The following is a 19,305-nucleotide window of genomic DNA, read 5'->3' as shown; positions in this document are numbered from 1 at the left end:
GATGGCATGCCGAGTCGCGTTTAGTACCGAACCCTGAAAGGAGACGGAAATGCCTAAGATGAAGACTAAGTCGAGCGCCAAGAAGCGCTTCAAGGTGACTGCGACCGGTAAGGTCCTTGCTGGCCAGGCCGGCAAACGGCACGGCATGATCAAGCGGACCAAGAAGTTCATCCGCGATGCCCGTGGCAACACCACCCTGTCCGCCCCCGACGCCAAGATCGTCAAGGGCTACATGCCCTACGACCGCTAAGAGGAGATTAAGAGATGTCCCGCGTTAAAGGTGGAACCGTAACTCACGCCCGTCACAAGAAGGTCATCAAGGCCGCCAAAGGTTACTATGGCCGCCGCAAGAGCACCTTCAAAGTTGCACGTCAGGCCGTCGACAAGGCCAACCAGTATGCAACCCGCGACCGCAAGAACCGCAAGCGCAACTTCCGCGCGCTGTGGATCCAGCGTATCAACGCTGCTGTCCGTTCGCATGACGAGGCTCTGACATATTCCCGCTTCATCAACGGCCTGAACCTGGCCGGTATCGAAGTGGACCGCAAAGTTCTGGCTGACCTGGCCGTACACGAACCGGAAGCGTTCGGTGCGATCGTCGCCAAAGCTCAGGCCGCTCTGGCTGCCTGATCTCTGAAAAGAGAGACAGTGAACAAAGGGCCGTCCCATTTGGGGCGGTCTTTTTTGTTTCGGATGTGCCTGTCCCTTAAAGGGGTCCCGTTCAGTCCTCGGCCGGAGGAACGGCGCGCTGATACAAGTGCCACGTGGTGTGGCCAAGGATCGGCAGGGTGAAGATCAGGCCCAGAAAGGCTGGGATCAGCGAGAGCAGCATTGTTGCCGAGATGATTGCTGCCCAACCCAGCATCACCACCGGGTTCTCGGTGACAACCCGGATCGAGGTCAGCATGGCCGAAACGAAGTTGGTCTCACGATCCAGAAGCAGCGGCATAGCGACGACGGTGACCGAAAACAACACGGCCGATAGGCCCGCGCCGATGCAGGTGCCGATGGCCAGAAACGTCCAGCCCTCGGGCGTGAAGAAGACGGTGTTCAGAAATCCGTCAAAGTCCGAGAAGGACGCATTCTGCAGGATGATCGCCAACCAAAGGCGCACCTGATAGACCCATACCCAGAAAATGAACAGGGTTACAAATGCCATCCAGCCCATCTCGCGTTTGCGTTGATTGGCCATCACCGTCAGGATATCGGACCATCCGAACGGTTCTCCGTTCTGCAATCGTCGGGACATCTCATAGAGCCCGGCAGCGGCAAAGGGCGCAACCAGTGGAAAACCCACAATGGCCGGAATGATCATCCAAACCTTGCCGAGCCAAATCAGGCACCACACAAAGACAAGGCCAAAAACGGCGTAGAACAGGCCGAAAAACCCGCTCATGACAGGGCGGGCCAGAAAGTCCGCCACGCCCGCCTTCAACGAGTCCTTGATATCCTGCGCGCTTACAGTGTTGACCTTGAGCGCTGCACCTTGCGGCGATGCCATATCGCCCGACGGGTCCGTGTCTGAGGTTTTGGGTGTCATGATACACTCCTCTGCATGCAAGTCTGCGCCGGTTGATACGCAAGAGCAAGAGGTGTGTCTGATCGTCTGGTTAGTAAAAAGGCTTGCGACCCAGAGGTCGGGAAACCGGGGCGCGAATGCCCGGTTTCCCGTTTTTCATTCTCTAGCCGAACACACGTCCCAGCGCGCCGTCGACCGCATCGGTGATCTGGTCGATATCATCCGCCGTCGCGATCAGTGCAGGCGAGAAGCACAGCGTGTTGTTGCGACCCGGCAGCGAGCGGTTGGTCGCGCCGATGATGACACCCTGCGCCATGCAGTCTGCCACAACGGCCTGTACCTTCTTTTCGTCCATCGGTTCACGTGTGGAGCGGTCTGCAACCAGTTCGGCACCCAGGAACAGGCCTTTGCCACGCACATCGCCGATGACCTTATGCTTCTCCATCAGCGCTTGCAGGTTGCCCATCATGCGATCGCCCATGTCGACGCAGTTGGCCAGCAGGTTCTCGTCCTCGATGATGCGCATATTCTCGATCGCAGCGGCCGGACCAGCGGTGCAGCCGCCGAAGGTCGAGATATCGCGGAAGTAGTTCATCGGATCTGCCGCGTCGTCTTTGAACATGTCAAAGACCTCTTCGGTGGTAACCAGACAGGCGATGGCCGCATAGCCCGAGGCAACGCCTTTGGCCATGGTGACAAAGTCAGGCTTCACGCCATACTGTTGGTAGCCGAACCAGGTACCTGTCCGACCGACGCCGCACACAACCTCATCAATGTGCAGCAGCACGTCGTACTTCTTGCAGATCTCCTGAACGCGCTGCCAGTAGCCTTCGGGTGCTTCGATCACACCGCCACCCGCGGTCACCGGCTCAAGGCACAGCGCGCCAACGGTGTCTGGCCCTTCGCGCAGGATAACCTCTTCGATCTGATCGGCGGCCCATTCGCCAAAGTTTTCCTCCGGCGCGCCGTTCAGTTCGTGCTTACGGTATTCCATGCAATGGGGAACACGCACGAAATCTGGAGCAAACGGGCCGTATTGCGCGTTGCGCTCATCCTGACCACCCGCTGACATCGCCGCCAAAGTCGAGCCGTGATAGTCGCGATCGCGATACAGGATTTTGGTCTTTTTGCCGCCATAGCGCTTGTGCGCGATCTGACGGATCATCTTGAAGGCTTTCTCGTTCGCCTCGGAGCCTGAGTTTGTGTAGTAAACGCGGCTCATGCCCGGCATTTTTTCGATCAGCTTTTCCGCGAAGATCGAACCGGGAATCGACCCTGCCGAATTCGCAAAATAGCAGAGCTTCATAAGCTGGTCATAGACCGCCTTGCAGATGGATTCGCGACCGTAGCCGACGTTCACCGTCCAGACGCCGCCAGAGACCGCATCCAGATGCTCTTTGCCCTTCTGGTCCCAGACACGCATGCCTTTGCCTTCGACAATGATGCGGGGATCGTTTGTTTCAAAGGGTTTATGCTGGATCAGGTGGTGCCAGATATGGGCGCGGTCGGCCTCGACCACGCGGGAAAGATCGTTTTCGTTGAACGTGCCGTCCATGACATGTCCTTTCAGTCTGATGCGGTGTGCAGATTGTGGGATCGGTCCCACGATAGCAAGTAAATGCGATGGCCCAGATCACCGCGAATGGGGTCGCGAATATAGGGCCAGATGTCATCATAGCGTATCGCCAGAGCCCCGCCAGTTGTCGTATTTCTACAAGATGGTCACAGCCTTGTGTTTATGGTCATGTGGCGACACACGCGAATTGGGAGGGTTGGCGGATGCAAGCAGCCAATATGTATGAGCGTCATCTGGATAAGAACCGTGCGAATTACACGCCGCTATCCCCGCTCAGCTTCATCGAACGGACGGCGGCGGTGTATCCCGACTACCCGTCCGTCGTCTATGGAGACCGCCGCTATAGCTGGGCGCAGACCTATGCGCGCTGTCGCCGTCTGGCCAGCGCCCTGACGGCCCGTGGGGTGGGCAAGGGCGATACCGTCTCGATCATCGCTGCCAATATCCCCGAGCTCTATGAGGCTCATTTCGGCATTCCCATGGCCGGTGCTGTGCTGAACGCGATCAACACGCGCCTAGATGCGCCGATCATCGCCTTCATCCTAAACCACGCCGAGGCCAGGGTGCTGCTGGTCGACCCTGAGTTTTCCGCCGTTGTCAAAGAGGCGCTGCCTCAGGTCGATCATGACCTTCTGGTGATCGATATCGAAGATCCCAGCTTTGAGGGTGGCGAACGCCTTGGCAGCCTGACTTATGAGGCCCTGCTGAATGAAGGCGACCCTGAGTTTGACTGGTCTCTGCCCGCGGATGAGTGGGACGCAATTGCGCTCAACTATACCTCTGGCACGACCGGCAACCCCAAGGGCGTGGTTTATCACCACCGGGGAGCCGCCTTGAACGCACAGTCCGACCTGTTGGATTGGGGTATGCCCAAACACTCCGTCTACCTGTGGACCCTGCCGATGTTCCATTGCAACGGCTGGTGTTTCCCCTGGGCCATGGCGCTGAATGCCGGGGTTTCTGTCTGCTTGCGTGCGGTTCGGGCCGAGCCGATCTATGCCGCCTTCCGGGAAGAGAAAGTCACCCATTTTTGCGGCGCGCCTATCGTTCTGAACATGCTGGCGCATGCCCCCGATCACCTCAAGGATTTCGACCACCAGATCAAGGTGATGACTGCCGGTGCCCCACCGCCTGCCGCCGTGATCGAAGCGATGGAGGGGATGGGCGTCGAGGTGACTCATGTCTACGGTCTGACCGAGACCTATGGCCCTTCGGTTGTTTGCGCGTGGAAGGATGAATGGAACCAGAAGAACGCGGCTGAACGGGCCGCCCTTAAGGTGCGTCAGGGCGTGCGTTATTCGGCCCTGTCCGGGCTGATGGTGGCCGATCCCGAAACGCTGGAGCCTGTGCCCGCCGATGGCGAAACCATGGGTGAGATCTTCATGCAGGGCAACGTGGTGATGAAAGGCTACCTCAAGAACCCCGATGCCACCGACAATGCGTTCAACGGCGGTTGGTTTGCCTCGGGCGATTTGGGGGTGATGTACCCTGATGGCTATGTCGCGCTGAAGGACCGGTCTAAGGACATCATTATTTCGGGCGGTGAGAATATCTCATCCGTCGAGGTTGAAGGTGTCCTCTATAAGCACCCTGCGGTTATGGAAGCCGCAGTGGTCGCCCGCCCGGATGAGAAATGGGGCGAAACCCCATGTGCTTTCGTTGAGTTAAAGCCTGAGGCCAGCGCGACCGAGGCCGATCTGATTGCGTTCTGCCGGGACAACATGGCCCATTTCAAAGCGCCCAAGACCGTGGTGTTCGGGACTTTGCCCAAGACATCCACCGGCAAGGTTCAGAAATTCGTGCTGCGGGATCAGGCGCGGGCGTTGGGCTAGGCCTTGTCGAATATCGACAGGTCCAGATCCAAAAGCTCTCCCATCCACAAGGCGTGATCCCGGTGGTCGGCCAGGTGATCGCCAGTTTCAGCATGGGTGAAGATTGTCAGGCCCTGTCGGTTGAGCATCAACCACGGAATGACCTGATCAAACGCGTCGGCGGCAAAGCCCAGCTGGCAGCTCCACCTCGGATGCGGGCCAACCGGGCGCGCGTGCATGCGTCCCATCTGCACAGGAAAAAGGCGGGCTGCCTCTTTGCAGATGTGTTGCGCTAAATCCTGTGTGTCGGCGTCGAAATAGACATGGGCGTGATAGCCGGTGATCTCAGACATCGGAGGCCTCATTGCTTGGGTGCAATGAACCTAGGCTTTCTTGGCGCTCAATCCTACCAACACCGGCACACAGGTGCTGTGCGGCACGGCTCAGGGTTTGAGAGGGTCCTTCAGCGCTGGAAGCACAGTGCCGTGGCAGGTTCCGAACCCGATTGTATAGCCATCCCCCTTTGCCGAGCCGGACAGGGTCAGCGTGTCTCCGTCCTCAAGGAAGCTGCGGGCCTCACCGGTCTCAAGGCTCAAGGGGTCCTTGCCGCCCCAGCTGAGTTCCAGGAGTGAACCTCTCGTGTCGCGCGTCGGACCAGAAATCGTGCCGGACCCCAGCAGATCACCGGTATTCATAGGGCAACCTGAACTGGCGTGATGGGCCAGTTGTTGCGCGGCGGAGTAGTACATTTCGCTGTAATTCGTGCGGGTGATTGTGGTCGCAGCCCGCCCCTCGGGGGCCAGCGTCACCTCAAGCGAAAGGTCATAAAGCATCGGGCCACAATCCTTCAGGTGATCCAGCAACTCGAATTCGCGCTCGGGTGTGTCACAGCGGAACGGCTCCAGCGCCGGTTTGGTAACGATCCATGGGCTGATTGATGTGGCCGTGGCCTTGGCTTGGAACGGCCCAAGGGGCTGATACTCCCACGCTTGAATGTCACGGGCGGACCAGTCGTTCAGCAGAACGTAGCCGAAGATATGATCGTCCGCCTGCTGCACCGAGATCGGGCCGTCGGACGGAGTGCCGACAATTGCCCCCATCTCAAGCTCAAAGTCGAAGCGACGGCTGGGCAGGAAGGCGGGTTTGTCCTGATCCGGCGACTTCAGCTGCCCCCACGGGCGGCGGATATCCGTACCCGAAACCACAACCGAGGATGCCCGGCCATTATACCCAATCGGTATATGCAGCCAGTTCGGAGGCAGCGCGTTTTCGGGGTCTCGGAACATCGAACCCACGTTAAAGGCGTGATGCCGACCAGCGTAGAAATCGGTGTATTCGCTGACCGCGAAGGGCATGTGCATGACAACCGCGCTTTGCGGTACCAGCAGGGGCTCCACCACATCTTGCTCCGTCGCGCCTTCGGACAGAAGCGTCGTCAGGCGGTCGCGCAGGGCGGCCCAGACGGCGGGGCCTTGCTCCATCAAAGGGTTCCAGAACGGCAGGTCGAAAAGCGGCTCATCGGTCAGAGTGATGACCCCTTCGGCCTCGGCTGCAGTGACATCGAGGATCATGTCCCCAATGGCGACACCGCATCTGGGTTCTTCGTCGCCGGCGGCAAACACCCCGTAGGGCAGGTTGTTCAAAGGAAATGGATGGGTCGCATCATTGGCCGAAGCGACCCAGGATTTCAGCAAAGGCATCTTTTGATCCTTGTCTTGGTTTATTGAGCGTCTCGCAGGGACTTCAGCCCCAGCAGAACGGCAGCCAGAATCATGAACCCGCCACCCGCGCGATCCAGCCACAGCCGCGCAGACCCTTTGAGCCGCGTCGCCAGCCAACTGGCGCTGGCCCCGTAAGCGGTCAGAAACAAGCCGTCCATGATCAGATAGGTGGCCGAGAGGATCGCGAATTGCGGCCAGAAGGGCAGCGCGCCGTCGATGAACAGCGGAAACAGAGCAGCAAAGAACACAACTGCTTTGGGATTGGCGGCTGAGGTGATGAAGCCCTGCATCCACAAGGTTTTGCGGCTGGCCACCTGCGCGGTTTGCGCTGTTTGAGGTTTGGCTTTGACAATCGCTTTGACGCCGAGAAAAACCAGATATGCGACACCCAACCATTTGATCACAGCCAGCGCGGTGCCCGAGGCCGCAATGATCGCGGCAAGCCCGAGACCCGCCGCCAACATCTGCAACAGGTTCGCCGTCAGATCACCAGCAGCCGTGAACACGCCCCGGCGCAGCCCGTTGGTGGCCGAGTTCGACAGCATCAGAAGCTGGCTTGGCCCCGGTGTGCTCATCAGCAGCAGGACGGTGGCGACATAGGTGATCCAGATATCAAAGCTCATGGCAGGTTATTTCTTTCCCGGCGTTCCATCGAACTTTTTCTCAAGCGAGGACCAGCAGTCAATATAGTCGTCCTGCAGCGGTGCCTCGGTCACGGCGAAGGCGGTCAGATGTTGTGGGAAGCGGGTTTCGAACATGAAGGACATGGTGTGGTCCAGCTTGTCCGGCCCCAGATTGGCGTTTGAGGCTTTTTCGAACGCTTCGCGATCCGGACCATGCGGGATCATCATGTTGTGCAGGCTCATGCCGCCCGGAACAAAGCCCTGCGGTTTGGCGTCATACTGGCCGTAGATATTGCCCATCAGCTCGGACATGATGTTCTTGTGGTACCACGGCGGGCGGAACGTGTCCTCGGCCACCATCCAACGTTCGCGGAACAGGACGAAATCGATATTGGCCGTGCCGGGCTGGCCCGAAGGGGCCGTCAGGATGGTGAAAATCGACGGATCCGGGTGGTCGAACAAGATGGCACCGACCGGGCAGTAGGTGCGCAGGTCGTATTTGTAGGGCGCATAGTTGCCGTGCCAGGCCACCACGTCCAGCGGGCTATGACCGATCTGAGTGACGTGGAACTGCCCACACCATTTGATTGTCACGGTAGAGGGCACCTCTCGGTCCTCGAACGCCGCGACGGGCGCTTTGAAGTCGCGCGGATTGGCCATGCAATTGGCGCCAATCGGGCCACGCCCTGGCAGTTCGAATTTCTGCCCGTAATTCTCACAGACAAAGCCCCGGGCTGGACCTTCCAGCACTTCAACACGGTAGAGCAATCCGCGTGGCAGGATCGCGATTTCCTGTGGCTCCAGATCTATGATCCCCAGCTCGGTCACAAAGCGCAGACGACCGTCTTGCGGAACCACCAGAAGCTCGGAATCGGCCGAGAAGAAATAGTCATCCACCATCGAGTCGGTGACCAGGTAGACATGGCTGGCCATGCCGACCTGCGTGTTCACATCCCCCGCCGTCGTCATGGTGCGCATGCCGGTCAACCAGGTCAAAGGGGCGTCAGAATGCGGAACCGGGTCCCAACGATACTGGCCCAGGCTGATCACATCCGGGTCGATACAGGGCGCGGACTTCCAGTAGGGCAGGTCAATTTTCTCATAGCGATGCGAATGCTTGACTGACGGGCGAATGCGATAGCACCACGTCCGCTCGGGCGGGTTGGCGGTGAAGGCCGTGCCGCTGAGCTGTTCGCCATAGAGGCCGTAGTTGCAGCGCTGCGGGCTGTTCATGCCCTGCGGCAACGCGCCAGGTAGAGCCTCGGTCTCGAAATCATTGCCGAAGCCAGGCATATAGCCGGGATGCGTTCCTACTGGTGTGACAGCCTGCGTCAGACCATGCGGTTCAGCCTTGTTGGACATCGTGAACTCCTCGGTTTTCTGCTTGTGAATTATTAGTTGTTTTTGTAACTAACAAGCATGTCCCAAGAAAAAGATGATTTTGATCTGCAGAATTTTTTGCCGTTTCTATTGAATCAGGCAGCCGAGGCAGCCTCATTGGAGTTTCAGCGCCTCTACAAAGAACGCTATGGCATGCTGCGCAGCGAATGGCGGGTGCTGTTTCATCTGGGTGTCTTTGGCACTCTGACCGCGAAAGAGATAGGCGCGCGAGCGAAACTGCACAAAACCAAGATCAGCCGCGCGGTTCATAAGCTGGAACAAAGCCGCTACCTCAAGCGCACAAGGGATGAGGATGACCGAAGGGTCGAATGGTTGACGCTGACACCTGCCGGTCAAGCCGTTTATCGTGAACTGAGCGGTATCGCCGAGCGCTATGATGCGAAACTGGCGGGCGCATTCTCAGAAGAAGAGGCCGCCATGCTTAGGAAGATGCTGCGACGGCTGGCAGGGATGGCATAAGGTCTAGTAATTTCCATCACGCAGCCCACATTCAGGGCAATACTTTGACGGACAGTTCCATGACCTCTTCAGATCCCATCTTTGACCTTATCGACTGGCTTGTTTCCAAAGGGCTTGAAGGGGCTGGTCAGGAAGAATTGCTGGATGGCTTTTGCAACCGCCTGATTGATCTGGGCCTTCCGCTGATGCGGTTCCACGCGGCGCAGTCGACGCTGCATCCGCTTTATGGCGGCACTGGCTATAGCTGGTATCGGGATTCCGGCGGGGAATCTGAGCGTTTCGCAAACACCGACACCCCAAGCGAGGTCTGGCAACGCAGCCCTCTCTATGCGCTTTTGCATGAAGACATGGATGACCTGCGCGTTCAACTGGTGGACCAGAACGAACCAAGCCGTTTCCCCTTGCTGAATGACCTGCGAGAGATCGGGGCGACGGATTACTATGCAACGGGCGTGTCGTTTGAACGCTCCGATCAGGTGCGCCCGGCGGGTGAGAAAAAGATCGGTGACGGAGTGCTGATGTCCTGGACCAGTGACGCCCCGACCGGTTTTGATGACAGCGATCTGGGGAAAATCCATGTCGCGCTGCCGCATCTGGGGCTTGCGTTGAAATCGGCCAAGAATCAGACCATGGCCAAGGATCTGATGCGCGTCTACCTGGGGCGCGATGCGGGGCGGCGCGTGTTGTCTGGCGAAATTCGTCGCGGTTCATTGCAGCAGATTGATGCGGTGATCTGGAATTTCGACCTAGAAGGGTTCACCACCCTATCTGAGGATATGCCGGGTCACGAGATCATCGACATGCTGAACGACTATCTGGCCGTTGCCGTGGGCGTGGTACACGACAATGGTGGCAACATCCTGAAGTTCATGGGTGACGGGCTGATGGCCATGTTTGATGTGGGAGAGAGCGACGCTGATGCCCGCGCGGCTCTGGCCGCTGTCGCCATGCTACAAAGCCGGATGGAAGAGTTGAATGCGAAACGACTGGCAGATGGGCAGAGGGTGGCGAATTTCACCCTGGCGCTGCATTCGGGTGAGATCCTCTATGGCAATATCGGATCAGAAACCCGGCTGGATTTCACGGTGATTGGCCCGGCGGTGAATCAGGCGGCGCGGATTGCCGGGATGCACCGGTCGTTGGGCCAGAGGATTCTCGTCTCCGACGACGTCGCCCGCGCCGCACAACCTTGCAGCCAGGAACTGATTTCGGTCGGGCGCTACATGTTGCGCGGTGTGAACGAACCGAAAGAGCTTTTTACGATCTACAGCCCCATGCAGGTCTCGGACGAGACAGAGATCAAGAACGCAACGTAACGGTGGCGCAGCGCCCGTCGTGGTGAAACCTTCTGGTCAAATGGATAAAAGGGGCGGGCCGCTTAGGTCCGAAAGGGGCGCATGTTCAGGAAGGTTCTAAAATACGCGGTTGCTACGTTGGCGCTGGCTGTTGTCGCAGCAGGTGGCTACCTGTGGATCGCGCCTCCGGATCTGTTGAAAGTGGGCACCAATTACTCGGCCAAGATCGTCTGTTCGAACGTGTTCCTTGCCGGGCGCGACGCAGAGACTGTGCTGCAAAGCGATGTTCAGGCGCCGGGACATCCCTTGCTGAAACAGGTTTCGGTTAGCGTTGACGAGCAGAACCAATCGGTTGAGGCGCGGATGTTTGGCTTCTTTGCTCCGGCCACATCGCAGTATCGGCCCGGTTTGGGATGCACCAATGTGCACGACGCACAGCTTTCAGATCAAACGCTGCCCGAACCCGCGCCCGTACCCAACGGTCTTTGGCCGCATGGAAATGAGGTGGTTCTGTCCGAGAACCCCGCGCTGACTGATGTTTTGTCGGACCCGTCCTTGCTGGGCGAGGGCTACCGCGCTGTCGTGGTGGTCAAAGACGGGCGCATCATTGCCGAGGCTTATGCTGATGGCTTTGATGCCGAAACCCCTTTGCTGGGATGGTCGATGACCAAAACGATCACTGCGGGGCTAATTGGTACGCTGATCCAGTCGGGCGACATGGCGCTGGGCGATGATCTTACGGACGTTTTCCCAGATTGGGCCGGGGACTCGCGCCGCGACATCACGGTCGAGGACATGCTGGCCATGTCCAGTGGCCTGCAATGGGATGAAGAATATGGCGACGTCTCGGACGTAACGCGAATGCTGTATCTCAAGGATGACATGGTCGATTTCGCCGCCGGACGCCCAGCCGCCTATCCCACTGCGACCGAGTTCAGCTATTCCTCGGGCACGTCCACAGTTCTGTCGCGGGTGTGGCAGGGCCAGCTTGAAGAGGGCGACCTCGGCTACCCGCGCACAGCACTATTCGACCCTCTGGGCATGCACTCAGCTGTGATGGAGACCGATGGGGCAGATACATTCGTGGGTTCAAGCTACATGTACGCCACCGCGCGCGACTGGGCGCGCTTTGGGCAGTTTCTGCTGCAAGGCGGTGTTTGGAAAGGGCAACAGATATTGCCCGAAGGCTACACCGATTGGATGTTTGAACCTGTCGCAATCTCGGACGAAGCTTATGCCAAAGGGCATATGTGGCTTGACGGCCCACGTGGCGAGCCGCAATTCGAGGACACCGTCTGGCTGCAGGGCCATGACGGCCAATCCGTCGGCATTTTTCCTTCGCAAGATATGGTCGTAGTGCGTTTGGGGCTGACGCCGTCACGGTTGGGATATTCGCCACTGCCTTTGGCCAAGGCTCTGATCGCGGCTATGGGTGATGGCTGAGCTGCTGCAGCGTGCAGACGGCAGTCGCAGGTTTTCCTCTTGCTCGGACCTGTTGCGTCGATCTCCGAAAAGAGATGCCAGCGCGGATCGGCCAAAATCGGGCTGCTATCCTGAAGAAGAAGCACCTACTCGCAGGCAAATCGGTCCGATCGCACTCCTTCTAGCCTTCGATGCTGACCAGCCCCGAAAACTCTTTTCTCGCGACACTTAGAATAATCTCCGAAAGGAAGGCGAACGTCTTGTGGTGACCGCTGGACTTTCGCCAAACCAGACCGATGGACCTGTTCAACCGTCCCGGGCGATAGGGCACCAGAACCACATCTCCGCCGACCTCAGGAATTTCAGATGCGGCGTAAAGCGAGGGAAGAAAGGACACGCCGATATTCATCGCTGTCATCTGCCGAATCGCATCAAGACTTGTGCCTTCGTAGTCGTAAAGGAGGTTGGCCCCCAAGCTATTGGCGAGGTCTGCAACTTGATTGTGAAGCGTGAAACGACGAGAGAGAGCCAGAATGTTCTCACCCTTCAGATCTTCGTCATTGGCTATTTCTTTTTGGGCGAGACGGTGATTTCGGGCCACCGCAAGTTTCAGAGGTTCCCGAAGCAGGCGCAGGATCGTGACGTCTGACGAGCTCACTGGCAGTTGCGTCAAAATTAAATCGTGCACCCCGCTTAGAAGCTCCTGCAACAGCTCGGATGGCGCCCCATCTCGCACCGTCAGTTTTAGGTTCGGGTGGTTTTCATGAAGGTGGTGAAAAACACGTGGCAAAAGGTACGGACCGAGGGTTGGTGATGATCCTAGTCGGAACGTGCCCGCAAGCTCGGACTTCATCCGACCTGACGTCTCTTGCAGCAAAGCGACCTCCGATAAGATGCTCCGGGTTTTTTCCAGTACTTCGCGCCCTTCAGGTGTCAGCACTGCTCCGGCTCTGCCGCGCTCGACCAGTTTCAGTTCAAGCGCTGCTTCGAGATTGGCAATCTGCAGGCTGAGAGATGGCTGGCTGATACCTATCCGCTCAGCGGCTTTTCTGTAGTGACCAGTTTCGGCCAGCGCTCGGAAGTAAGTCAGTTGTTTTAGTGTCAGCTGTAAGCTCATTGATAGGTTTTTCCAATCAAAATTTCTTGCACAATAGGCTATTTTATTGAGCTGAAACAACCATCATTAGATCGTGACCTATTTTAGAGCGCTTGTTTTCGGTGCGTTTGCTCGGAGGATTTCATGAACATTCAAAACGAATTTGCCAAAACGGACGATGTCCGTGCGTTTCTAGCCTCAGTCCACTTGCCAACTTCGCGATCGCAGGGTGTCCTTTCACGGGACGAAATTGACTGGTGCAAGATGCGTGGCATCGAGTTGGCATATGATCCTGTGCAAATCGGATGGGTGCCTCTGCTCTGTGAAGATGACATATCTGAAACCTCCAGCCGGCCTCAATCTCAGCAAATTCGGTTGCGTCCCTGGCAGGCGCAGGATGCAGCTGACTATGCTGCCATGCTCTCGTCAGAACGATTGTGGCAATATTTGCCAGATCGATACCCGGGTGCAATTAGCGAGGATGACGCGCGCCAGTTGATCGAATTGACGGGTGAAGACCATCACGAAGTCGTAGCCGCTACGATAAACGACACTGTCATCGGACAAGCCCGAATGCTGAGGGTGGGACAAGACAGCGCCGAAATTAGCTATTGGATCGGCGAGCAGCATTGGGGCAAAGGGTATGCCAGCTCCATCGTAGCGCAATTCTGCACACAGTGCTTGCGTCTAAACCCTGAGATTAGTCGGCTTTTTGCGGTTGTGCACGAGAGCAATTTTGCGTCTCAATCGATCCTCAAGAAGTGCCGCTTTGCCGAGATCTCTCGTGACACTGTCTGGATAACATTCGAGCGCTTCCGCCGCGCGTCTTAGGCTGTCGTGCCCGATTGGGGTTGCCAGGTCTGGCGAGTAAGCGGTTCAAATAGCGCTTAGAAGTCGATCTCGACGCCGGGCAAGTTCAACTCGCGCATCATGTCGCGCAGCTCCTGACGCGCGGCGATGTTCGAGATGTTCAGCTGTTTGACGCCGATATCTTTGAGGTCCAGCAAAGTCAGGCCACGGGGAAAGAGCTCGCGGAAGATGACCCGCTCGGAAAAGCCCGAAGCGACGCGGAACCCGATGCGTTGCGACAGCATCTCGATCGCGCGTTGCATTTTTTCCTTGTTGACCATGCGCTGAGTACCCACCCGGTTGCGCACGACGACCCAGTCGATCGGTTTCAAACCAGCCTGCGCCCGTAATTGCCGCGCGTTCCAAACCATTTCGGAATAGACCGAAGGGCCGAGGATCTTCTCACCTTTGGAGTCAATCCGGGCTAGCAGGTCGAAATCAATGAAACTGTCGTTCAGTGGTGTGATCAGCGTATCGGCCAGCGAATGCGCCACTTGGCTGAGGCGGGTATGTGAGCCGGGGCAGTCGATCAGGATGAAATCGCTGTCATTCTCAAGCTGCGAAACAGCCGCCGACAGACGGTGGTCATAGATATTCTCGCCCGGTTTCAGGGTGCTGGCGTCGATCTCGGGCAGGTCGTGGTGGCGCGGGCTGGGCAGGCTTGCCTCAGCGTTTTTCAGAAAGTTCGCCCGGTTCTCGAAATAGCGTCCCAAGCTTCGCTGCCGCAGGTCAAGATCCAGCGTGCTGACCTTGCGGCCCAGACGCGCCAGAGCGGTGGCCACATGCATGGAAACGGTCGATTTGCCTGCGCCGCCCTTTTCGTTCCCCACTACGATGATATGTGCCATGCCGTCGTTCCCAAGCCCTACCGTGTTTGTCCACACGTTGTTAGGAGCCACTATATGTTGTGTCAGCGGGGATGAAAAGAACCTCGGAGCGTTGTTTCGACCAATATCAGGCTCTAATTTGGAAAACCCAATCGCTTTGGCAGTTTAGAACGCCATGCTTGCCAAATCCGGGTCCGTGATTCACTGTTCAATCGGGCATCGGACAGGAGGATACCGGTTGGAGCAACTGTTCCTGAGCGTTCTGAACGTGGTTTTACCGGTCCTGATTTGCGTGGGCATCGGGTATGGGCTGGCGCTTACCAAGTCTCCGTTTGACAACAAGGTGGTCGGAGGGATCGTCTCGCGGGTCGGCTATCCGACCCTGATCCTATCGCATCTGGCAGGCTCCAAGCTGAATGTGGGCACGTTTCTGGATATGATGAGCGCCGCCGCGCTGGCGGTGGCCAGCTTTGGCGTACTGGGTTTTGTGGCGCTGCGGTTTCTGCGCCTGCCTGTAAGGGCGTTTCTGACGCCTCTGATGCATGGGAATGTGGGCAATATTGGCCTACCGATCACTCTGTTGGCGCTGGGCGATGCGGGGATGGCCTACACAATGGCCTTTGTCGTCGTTGTGCTGATCAGCATCTTTACCGTTGGCATGTGGATCCCGGCGGGTGTGTTCTCGGTCAGAAAGCTGGTCACATCGCCGATCATCTATTCCGTGGCCCTGTCGCTGATCCTGATGGCTACAGGGACCAGCCTGCCGCAACCGATTGCCAAGTCGTTCGATATCCTCGGCGGGTTGTCGATCCCTCTGATGTTGCTAACACTGGGCCACACGCTGGCAACGCTGCGGATCGCCAGTCTGGGGCGCGCCGTCTTGCTGACCGGGCTGCATCTGGTCATGGCTGTGGGTATTGCCATGGGTTTGGTCTGGCTTTTCGGTTTCACAGGCGCCGAGCGCGGCGCCCTGATCCTGTGCTGTCTGATGCCGTCCTCTGTGGCGACATACCTGTTCATCGACCAGCACGTACCGGAATACGGCCCGGATGTCGCCGGGTTCATCCTTGTGTCTACCCTGACCACCATACTTGTTCTACCGCTGGCCCTGACTTATTGGATTTGATGTAAACCCTATGCTCGGCTGCAAAAATCGCTAATCTACTGATAAATTGCGGTAAAGAGCCACAAGCTCAGGGTGACACGATGAACGGAAAGACGCCGACAGACGTAACCCCACAAGCCCGCGCCCGCGTGGTGCTGGCGATGACGGCAATCTGCATGATGGTTGTGGGGTTCAACACCACGGCCGTTGCGACGATCCTACCTAATCTGAAGGCCGAATTCGACCTGACACCGTCCGGCCTGCAATGGGTAATGGCGATCTATACTGTCGCCAGCGCTTCGCTTGTTACCATCGTCAGTCGTCTGGGCGATATCACCGGCAAGATGGGGGTTTTCTTCTTTGGTATGGTCGTCTTTGCCTTTGGGTCTGGCTCGGTCCTGTTTGCGCAAGACGCAACCATGCTGTTAATCGGGCGCGGTGCGCAGGGAGCGGGGGCAGCGGCGTTGTTCGGAACTTCTCTTTCCCTGCTGACAGCGGCGACACCTGAGGAGCAGAGAGCCGGTGTCACCGGTTTCTGGGGCGCCATCGTCGGGCTGGCTATCGGCGTTGGGCCCATCGTAGGCGGTGCCTTTGGGCATTACATTAGCTGGCGTGCGGTGTTTGCCGCCGATCTGGTTCTGCTGGTCGTGGCCTTCACTATTGGGTTGCATGTTAGCAAACGGAAATACGTGCCTGACACACGCCTTGCCGGGGCACGTTTTGACTATCCCGGAGCAGTTGCCATTCTGTTGTTTCTCGGGCCGCTGTCCTTTGCGCTTAGCAATGGGGAAAGCGGCGGGTGGAGCACGCCACTGACGCTAATACCGCTGGCTGTGGCGGCCCTGGCGACCGTCCTGCTGGTCATTGTCTCGCGTCGCAGTGATGACCCGTTGATTGAGCTGCGGTATTTCCGCCATCCGCGTTACTTCATGGCCGCCGCGGGAATGTTCTTTACCGGTTTCACGCTTTTCTGTTTCTTTGTCTATTTCAACACATTTGTGCAATCGCCAGATGCCTTTGGCTATACTTCCATCGGAGCGGGATTGGCGATTATGCCGCTAAGCATCAGCATGTTTGTCATATCTGTCACCGCGCCCCGGTTTCTGGCGCCCTACAGTTTCCAGTGGCCGGTTGCGATCGGTCTGGGGGCAATGGCATGTGGGTTCCTGTTGCTGACGACAGTTTCGAATACCACGCAATATTCCGAAATTTGGTGGAAGCTGCTGATCGTCGGGATCGGGTTGGGTATCTGTTTCTCGCTTCTGCCACGCCTCGGCCTGCGCCTTCTGCCCGAAGAGCATGTTGGGCAGGGCTCAGGCGTGATCAACGCCTGTCTCTATTTCGGAGCCACCTTGGGGGCAGTGGTCGGTGGGTTGGCAGAGTCCATCACCATACGTCGGGGCCTGTCCGAAGTGATTGACGCACTGCCCTCCGGATCAACGCAGCGTGCTGATCTGGCACATGCGCTAACCCACGGCAAACCTGGCGAGGTCCAGCAGTTACTCACCAGCTTGGAGCCGACGGCAGGAACAGCTCTGGCTGAGGCTCTGCGGGATCTGCAAGACAACGCCTTTGACAGCGCAATGGTGGTCGCTGCGATTGCCGCTCTGATCGGGATGGTTTTGGCGCTGCTGCTTCTGCGCGGACCAGTGCCGCCGCTGCACAGTGCAGTGGAACTGACGAAGTAAGACAGTTATCGATCCGATTTCATTTTGGAAACAAGTCAGCGTGGCGTGCATCATGCATTTAGTAGGAAACAAAAAAGGCCGCCCCCAAGGGACGGCCTTTCGAAATCGAACGCGGTAAGGCTTAGAAGCCCAGACCTTCGTATTTCTTTTTGAACTTCGACACGCGGCCGCCGGCGTCCATCAGGCGCGACGAACCACCAGTCCATGCGGGGTGCACGGAGGGGTCGATTTCCAGAGCCAGCTGATCGCCTTCGCTGCCCCAGGTGGATTTCATCTGAACAACGGTGCCATCGGTCATTTTGACGTCGATGACGTGATAATCGGGATGGATGTCTTTTTTCATCTTTCCGTTCCTTACGCTTCGGCGCCAGCTTTGGGCTTGTAGTTGGTGACCTCTGCGATACGTGCGGATTTACCACGACGGGTGCGCAGGTAGTACAGTTTGGCGCGACGGACGCGGCCACGGCGAACAACGGTGATGCTGTCGATGTTGGTCGAATGCAGCGGGAACACACGCTCTACGCCTTCGCCGAACGAGATTTTGCGGACGGTGAACGAACCGGCGATGCCGTTGCCACCTTTACGCGCGATGCAGACACCTTCGTAGTTCTGCACACGGGTACGCGACCCTTCGGTCACTTTAAAGCCGACACGAACGGTGTCACCGGCTTTGAAATCGGGGATGTCTTTCCCCAGGGCGGCAATCTGTTCCGCCTCAAGCTGTGCGATCAGGTCCATCGCATTCACTCCTATCTGCTCGTGGTTGGTCCACGAAGTTTGGGCACGGCCTGAGAGCTCTTGGTCTTCACCGGGTCCTGCGTACAGCCCGCCAGAGGTCAGATCGAATGTTCCTTTGGTCCGGTCTGCCCTGACACGCGTTGGCCGAAGAAAGCTAAGCGGTGCGCCATGAAACAAACCAAAACACCGGAGTCGCATCACGCGGCACCGGATTGCGCTGCTTTAGGGGGTTTGCGGACTGGGATCAAGCCCAAATCGCAGGCACTGGCGGTGGGATTTTGCCAATTCCCGAATGCGACGTTGCTTTGTGCGTTGGATCAGGCATTCTGAGGTCAATTACAAGAGCAGTTATTTCAGGCTGAAACAATGACTCGATTTGCAATCATGCTGGTCCTGGCGGCCGCTGTTTTGATGTCCTGCGGACGCAGAGGACCTCCGCCGCAGGTCGTAGAGGCCACGCCGGGCGTGGACCGGACCGCGCCCGCCGTGATCTACCCCGATTTTGGCGATGCCGACCCCCATGACTGGGATGGGCGACATCCCGGGCTGTACCCGGTTCACGGATTGGATGTGTCGCGTTGGCAAGGGCCGATTGACTGGCGGCAGGCCAAGGCCTCGGGCGTCAGCTTTGTGTTCATGAAAGCGACCGAGGGGGGTGATTTTACCGACCCGATGTTCGACGAACATCGCCGCGGCGCGCAGGCGGCAGGTGTGCCGTGGGGGGCGTATCACTATTACTATTTCTGTCGGCCAGCCCGTGAACAGGCGCAGTGGTTCATTCAGAACGTCCCGAAAGGTGCGGACCTGCCGCATGTGCTGGACATGGAATGGACGCCGCATTCTAAAACCTGCACCCTGCGTCCCGATGGCAAGATCGTCCGGGCCGAGGCGCAAAAGTTCCTCGATATCCTCGAACGTCATTATGGCCGCCGACCCATCGTCTACACCACTGTGGACTTCTACCAGGACACTAACATCTCACGGCTTCCAAAGACTGATTTCTGGCTGCGCTCGGTCGCGGGACATCCCCGTCAGGTTTATCCCGGCGCGGTCTGGAGGTTCTGGCAATACACAGGCACCGGTCTGGTGCCGGGGGTTCAGGGTAAGGTCGACATAAACGTCTTCAGCGGCCCGCCCGAGATCTGGGCGCAGTGGAAGAACCGCCCATCCTGAGT

General features: G+C 57.9%; 20 protein-coding genes. 10 read left to right on the top strand and 10 right to left on the bottom strand.

The genetic code is table 11. From position 1 onward, the window contains the following. The first annotated feature begins 49 nt into the window (after positions 1–49). The gene (rpmI, locus tag ACR3FB_RS13665; protein ID WP_010443552.1) at positions 50–250 is read left to right on the top strand and encodes a 50S ribosomal protein L35; all 201 of its coding nucleotides are present in this window, start codon (positions 50–52) and stop codon (positions 248–250) included. Positions 251–264: 14 nt separating this feature from the next. Then, a complete protein-coding gene (gene rplT / locus ACR3FB_RS13660; RefSeq protein WP_008756009.1) occupies positions 265–630 on the top strand; it encodes a 50S ribosomal protein L20 in 366 nt (121 codons plus the stop codon). 91 nt (positions 631–721) lie between these two features. Here rplT and ACR3FB_RS13655 read toward each other — a convergent pair whose 3' ends face one another. Both ACR3FB_RS13655 and ACR3FB_RS13650 read right to left on the bottom strand, forming a co-directional pair. After that, entirely contained in the window at positions 722–1,540 is an 819-nt protein-coding gene (locus tag ACR3FB_RS13655; protein ID WP_480565787.1) for a DUF2189 domain-containing protein, read from the bottom strand. 142 nt (positions 1,541–1,682) lie between these two features. After that, the gene (locus ACR3FB_RS13650; RefSeq protein ID WP_480565785.1) at positions 1,683–3,074 is read right to left on the bottom strand and encodes an aminotransferase family protein; all 1,392 of its coding nucleotides are present in this window, start codon (positions 3,072–3,074) and stop codon (positions 1,683–1,685) included. A 224-nt stretch (positions 3,075–3,298) separates the two neighbouring features. On the opposite strand from ACR3FB_RS13650, the gene ACR3FB_RS13645 reads away from it, so the two are divergent. Further along, positions 3,299–4,927, top strand: a complete 1,629-nt coding sequence (locus ACR3FB_RS13645) for an acyl-CoA synthetase (protein WP_480565784.1) — start codon at positions 3,299–3,301, stop codon at positions 4,925–4,927. Here the strand turns inward: ACR3FB_RS13645 and ACR3FB_RS13640 are convergent. The 4 genes from ACR3FB_RS13640 to hmgA form a co-directional block, all read right to left on the bottom strand. Next, entirely contained in the window at positions 4,924–5,259 is a 336-nt protein-coding gene (locus ACR3FB_RS13640) for a DOPA 4,5-dioxygenase family protein (RefSeq protein ID WP_480565783.1), read from the bottom strand. The genes ACR3FB_RS13645 and ACR3FB_RS13640 overlap by 4 nt on opposite strands. A 90-nt stretch (positions 5,260–5,349) precedes the next feature. After that, the gene (fahA, locus tag ACR3FB_RS13635; RefSeq protein WP_480565782.1) at positions 5,350–6,606 is read right to left on the bottom strand and encodes a fumarylacetoacetase; all 1,257 of its coding nucleotides are present in this window, start codon (positions 6,604–6,606) and stop codon (positions 5,350–5,352) included. 20 nt (positions 6,607–6,626) lie between these two features. Further along, complete coding sequence (locus ACR3FB_RS13630; protein ID WP_170380986.1) at positions 6,627–7,250, bottom strand: LysE family translocator; 624 nt, start codon at positions 7,248–7,250, stop codon at positions 6,627–6,629. A gap of 6 nt (positions 7,251–7,256) precedes the next feature. Beyond that, on the bottom strand, positions 7,257–8,612 hold the full coding sequence (gene hmgA / locus ACR3FB_RS13625) for a homogentisate 1,2-dioxygenase (RefSeq protein ID WP_480565781.1): 1,356 nt from the start codon (positions 8,610–8,612) through the stop codon (positions 7,257–7,259). Between the two features lie 57 nt (positions 8,613–8,669). Here hmgA and ACR3FB_RS13620 point away from each other — a divergent pair, with 57 nt between their 5' ends. From ACR3FB_RS13620 to ACR3FB_RS13610, 3 genes are all read left to right on the top strand, one after another. Beyond that, a complete protein-coding gene (locus ACR3FB_RS13620; RefSeq protein WP_419740267.1) occupies positions 8,670–9,110 on the top strand; it encodes a MarR family winged helix-turn-helix transcriptional regulator in 441 nt (146 codons plus the stop codon). A gap of 59 nt (positions 9,111–9,169) precedes the next feature. Continuing rightward, the gene (locus ACR3FB_RS13615; RefSeq protein ID WP_480565780.1) at positions 9,170–10,426 is read left to right on the top strand and encodes an adenylate/guanylate cyclase domain-containing protein; all 1,257 of its coding nucleotides are present in this window, start codon (positions 9,170–9,172) and stop codon (positions 10,424–10,426) included. Positions 10,427–10,507: 81 nt separating this feature from the next. Next, positions 10,508–11,848, top strand: a complete 1,341-nt coding sequence (locus ACR3FB_RS13610) for a serine hydrolase domain-containing protein (protein WP_480565778.1) — start codon at positions 10,508–10,510, stop codon at positions 11,846–11,848. Between the two features lie 160 nt (positions 11,849–12,008). On the opposite strand, the gene ACR3FB_RS13605 is transcribed toward ACR3FB_RS13610, so the two are convergent. Next, positions 12,009–13,004 (bottom strand): hydrogen peroxide-inducible genes activator, encoded by a 996-nt coding sequence (locus tag ACR3FB_RS13605; RefSeq protein ID WP_480565777.1) that lies wholly within the window; start codon positions 13,002–13,004, stop codon positions 12,009–12,011. Positions 13,005–13,067: 63 nt separating this feature from the next. Between ACR3FB_RS13605 and ACR3FB_RS13600 the strand changes: the two genes are divergently transcribed. Next, on the top strand, positions 13,068–13,754 hold the full coding sequence (locus ACR3FB_RS13600; RefSeq protein ID WP_425085876.1) for a GNAT family N-acetyltransferase: 687 nt from the start codon (positions 13,068–13,070) through the stop codon (positions 13,752–13,754). A gap of 56 nt (positions 13,755–13,810) precedes the next feature. On the opposite strand, the gene ACR3FB_RS13595 is transcribed toward ACR3FB_RS13600, so the two are convergent. Then, the gene (locus tag ACR3FB_RS13595) at positions 13,811–14,620 is read right to left on the bottom strand and encodes a division plane positioning ATPase MipZ (protein WP_170380504.1); all 810 of its coding nucleotides are present in this window, start codon (positions 14,618–14,620) and stop codon (positions 13,811–13,813) included. Positions 14,621–14,837: 217 nt separating this feature from the next. On the opposite strand from ACR3FB_RS13595, the gene ACR3FB_RS13590 reads away from it, so the two are divergent. Then, complete coding sequence (locus tag ACR3FB_RS13590; protein WP_480565775.1) at positions 14,838–15,725, top strand: AEC family transporter; 888 nt, start codon at positions 14,838–14,840, stop codon at positions 15,723–15,725. Positions 15,726–15,805: 80 nt separating this feature from the next. Beyond that, positions 15,806–17,392: an MFS transporter gene (locus ACR3FB_RS13585; protein ID WP_170643798.1), complete on the top strand. Its 1,587-nt coding sequence runs from the start codon at positions 15,806–15,808 to the stop codon at positions 17,390–17,392. Positions 17,393–17,513: 121 nt separating this feature from the next. Here the strand turns inward: ACR3FB_RS13585 and rpmE are convergent, their stop codons facing one another. Together rpmE and rplS are read right to left on the bottom strand one after the other, a co-directional pair. After that, the gene (gene rpmE / locus ACR3FB_RS13580; protein WP_170380502.1) at positions 17,514–17,735 is read right to left on the bottom strand and encodes a 50S ribosomal protein L31; all 222 of its coding nucleotides are present in this window, start codon (positions 17,733–17,735) and stop codon (positions 17,514–17,516) included. 11 nt (positions 17,736–17,746) lie between these two features. Then, entirely contained in the window at positions 17,747–18,130 is a 384-nt protein-coding gene (gene rplS, locus ACR3FB_RS13575; protein WP_170380501.1) for a 50S ribosomal protein L19, read from the bottom strand. A gap of 366 nt (positions 18,131–18,496) precedes the next feature. Between rplS and ACR3FB_RS13570 the strand changes: the two genes are divergently transcribed. After that, positions 18,497–19,303, top strand: coding sequence for a glycoside hydrolase family 25 protein (locus ACR3FB_RS13570; protein ID WP_480565774.1), 807 nt, complete (start codon positions 18,497–18,499; stop codon positions 19,301–19,303). The last annotated feature ends 2 nt before the right edge of the window (positions 19,304–19,305 follow it).

It is taken from the genome of Ruegeria sp. AO1, assembly GCF_056535985.1.
Note: the sequence above shows the minus strand (reverse complement) of the source record. Positions and strands in the feature narration are given on the sequence as shown.

Excerpts from the sequence above, each read along its gene's own strand:
- rplS (WP_170380501.1), bottom strand. The coding sequence starts at position 18,130 with ATGGACCTGATCGCACAGCTTGAGGCGGAACAGATTGCCGCCCTGGGG.
- ACR3FB_RS13615 (WP_480565780.1), top strand. The coding sequence starts at position 9,170 with ATGACCTCTTCAGATCCCATCTTTGACCTTATCGACTGGCTTGTTTCC.
- rplT (WP_008756009.1), top strand. The coding sequence starts at position 265 with ATGTCCCGCGTTAAAGGTGGAACCGTAACTCACGCCCGTCACAAGAAG.
- ACR3FB_RS13630 (WP_170380986.1), bottom strand. The coding sequence starts at position 7,250 with ATGAGCTTTGATATCTGGATCACCTATGTCGCCACCGTCCTGCTGCTG.
- rpmE (WP_170380502.1), bottom strand. The coding sequence starts at position 17,735 with ATGAAAAAAGACATCCATCCCGATTATCACGTCATCGACGTCAAAATG.
- ACR3FB_RS13640 (WP_480565783.1), bottom strand. The coding sequence starts at position 5,259 with ATGTCTGAGATCACCGGCTATCACGCCCATGTCTATTTCGACGCCGAC.
- ACR3FB_RS13645 (WP_480565784.1), top strand. The coding sequence starts at position 3,299 with ATGCAAGCAGCCAATATGTATGAGCGTCATCTGGATAAGAACCGTGCG.
- fahA (WP_480565782.1), bottom strand. The coding sequence starts at position 6,606 with ATGCCTTTGCTGAAATCCTGGGTCGCTTCGGCCAATGATGCGACCCAT.
- ACR3FB_RS13610 (WP_480565778.1), top strand. The coding sequence starts at position 10,508 with ATGTTCAGGAAGGTTCTAAAATACGCGGTTGCTACGTTGGCGCTGGCT.
- hmgA (WP_480565781.1), bottom strand. The coding sequence starts at position 8,612 with ATGTCCAACAAGGCTGAACCGCATGGTCTGACGCAGGCTGTCACACCA.
- ACR3FB_RS13600 (WP_425085876.1), top strand. The coding sequence starts at position 13,068 with ATGAACATTCAAAACGAATTTGCCAAAACGGACGATGTCCGTGCGTTT.
- ACR3FB_RS13650 (WP_480565785.1), bottom strand. The coding sequence starts at position 3,074 with ATGGACGGCACGTTCAACGAAAACGATCTTTCCCGCGTGGTCGAGGCC.
- ACR3FB_RS13585 (WP_170643798.1), top strand. The coding sequence starts at position 15,806 with ATGAACGGAAAGACGCCGACAGACGTAACCCCACAAGCCCGCGCCCGC.
- ACR3FB_RS13620 (WP_419740267.1), top strand. The coding sequence starts at position 8,670 with ATGTCCCAAGAAAAAGATGATTTTGATCTGCAGAATTTTTTGCCGTTT.
- ACR3FB_RS13655 (WP_480565787.1), bottom strand. The coding sequence starts at position 1,540 with ATGACACCCAAAACCTCAGACACGGACCCGTCGGGCGATATGGCATCG.
- ACR3FB_RS13570 (WP_480565774.1), top strand. The coding sequence starts at position 18,497 with ATGACTCGATTTGCAATCATGCTGGTCCTGGCGGCCGCTGTTTTGATG.
- ACR3FB_RS13595 (WP_170380504.1), bottom strand. The coding sequence starts at position 14,620 with ATGGCACATATCATCGTAGTGGGGAACGAAAAGGGCGGCGCAGGCAAA.
- rpmI (WP_010443552.1), top strand. The coding sequence starts at position 50 with ATGCCTAAGATGAAGACTAAGTCGAGCGCCAAGAAGCGCTTCAAGGTG.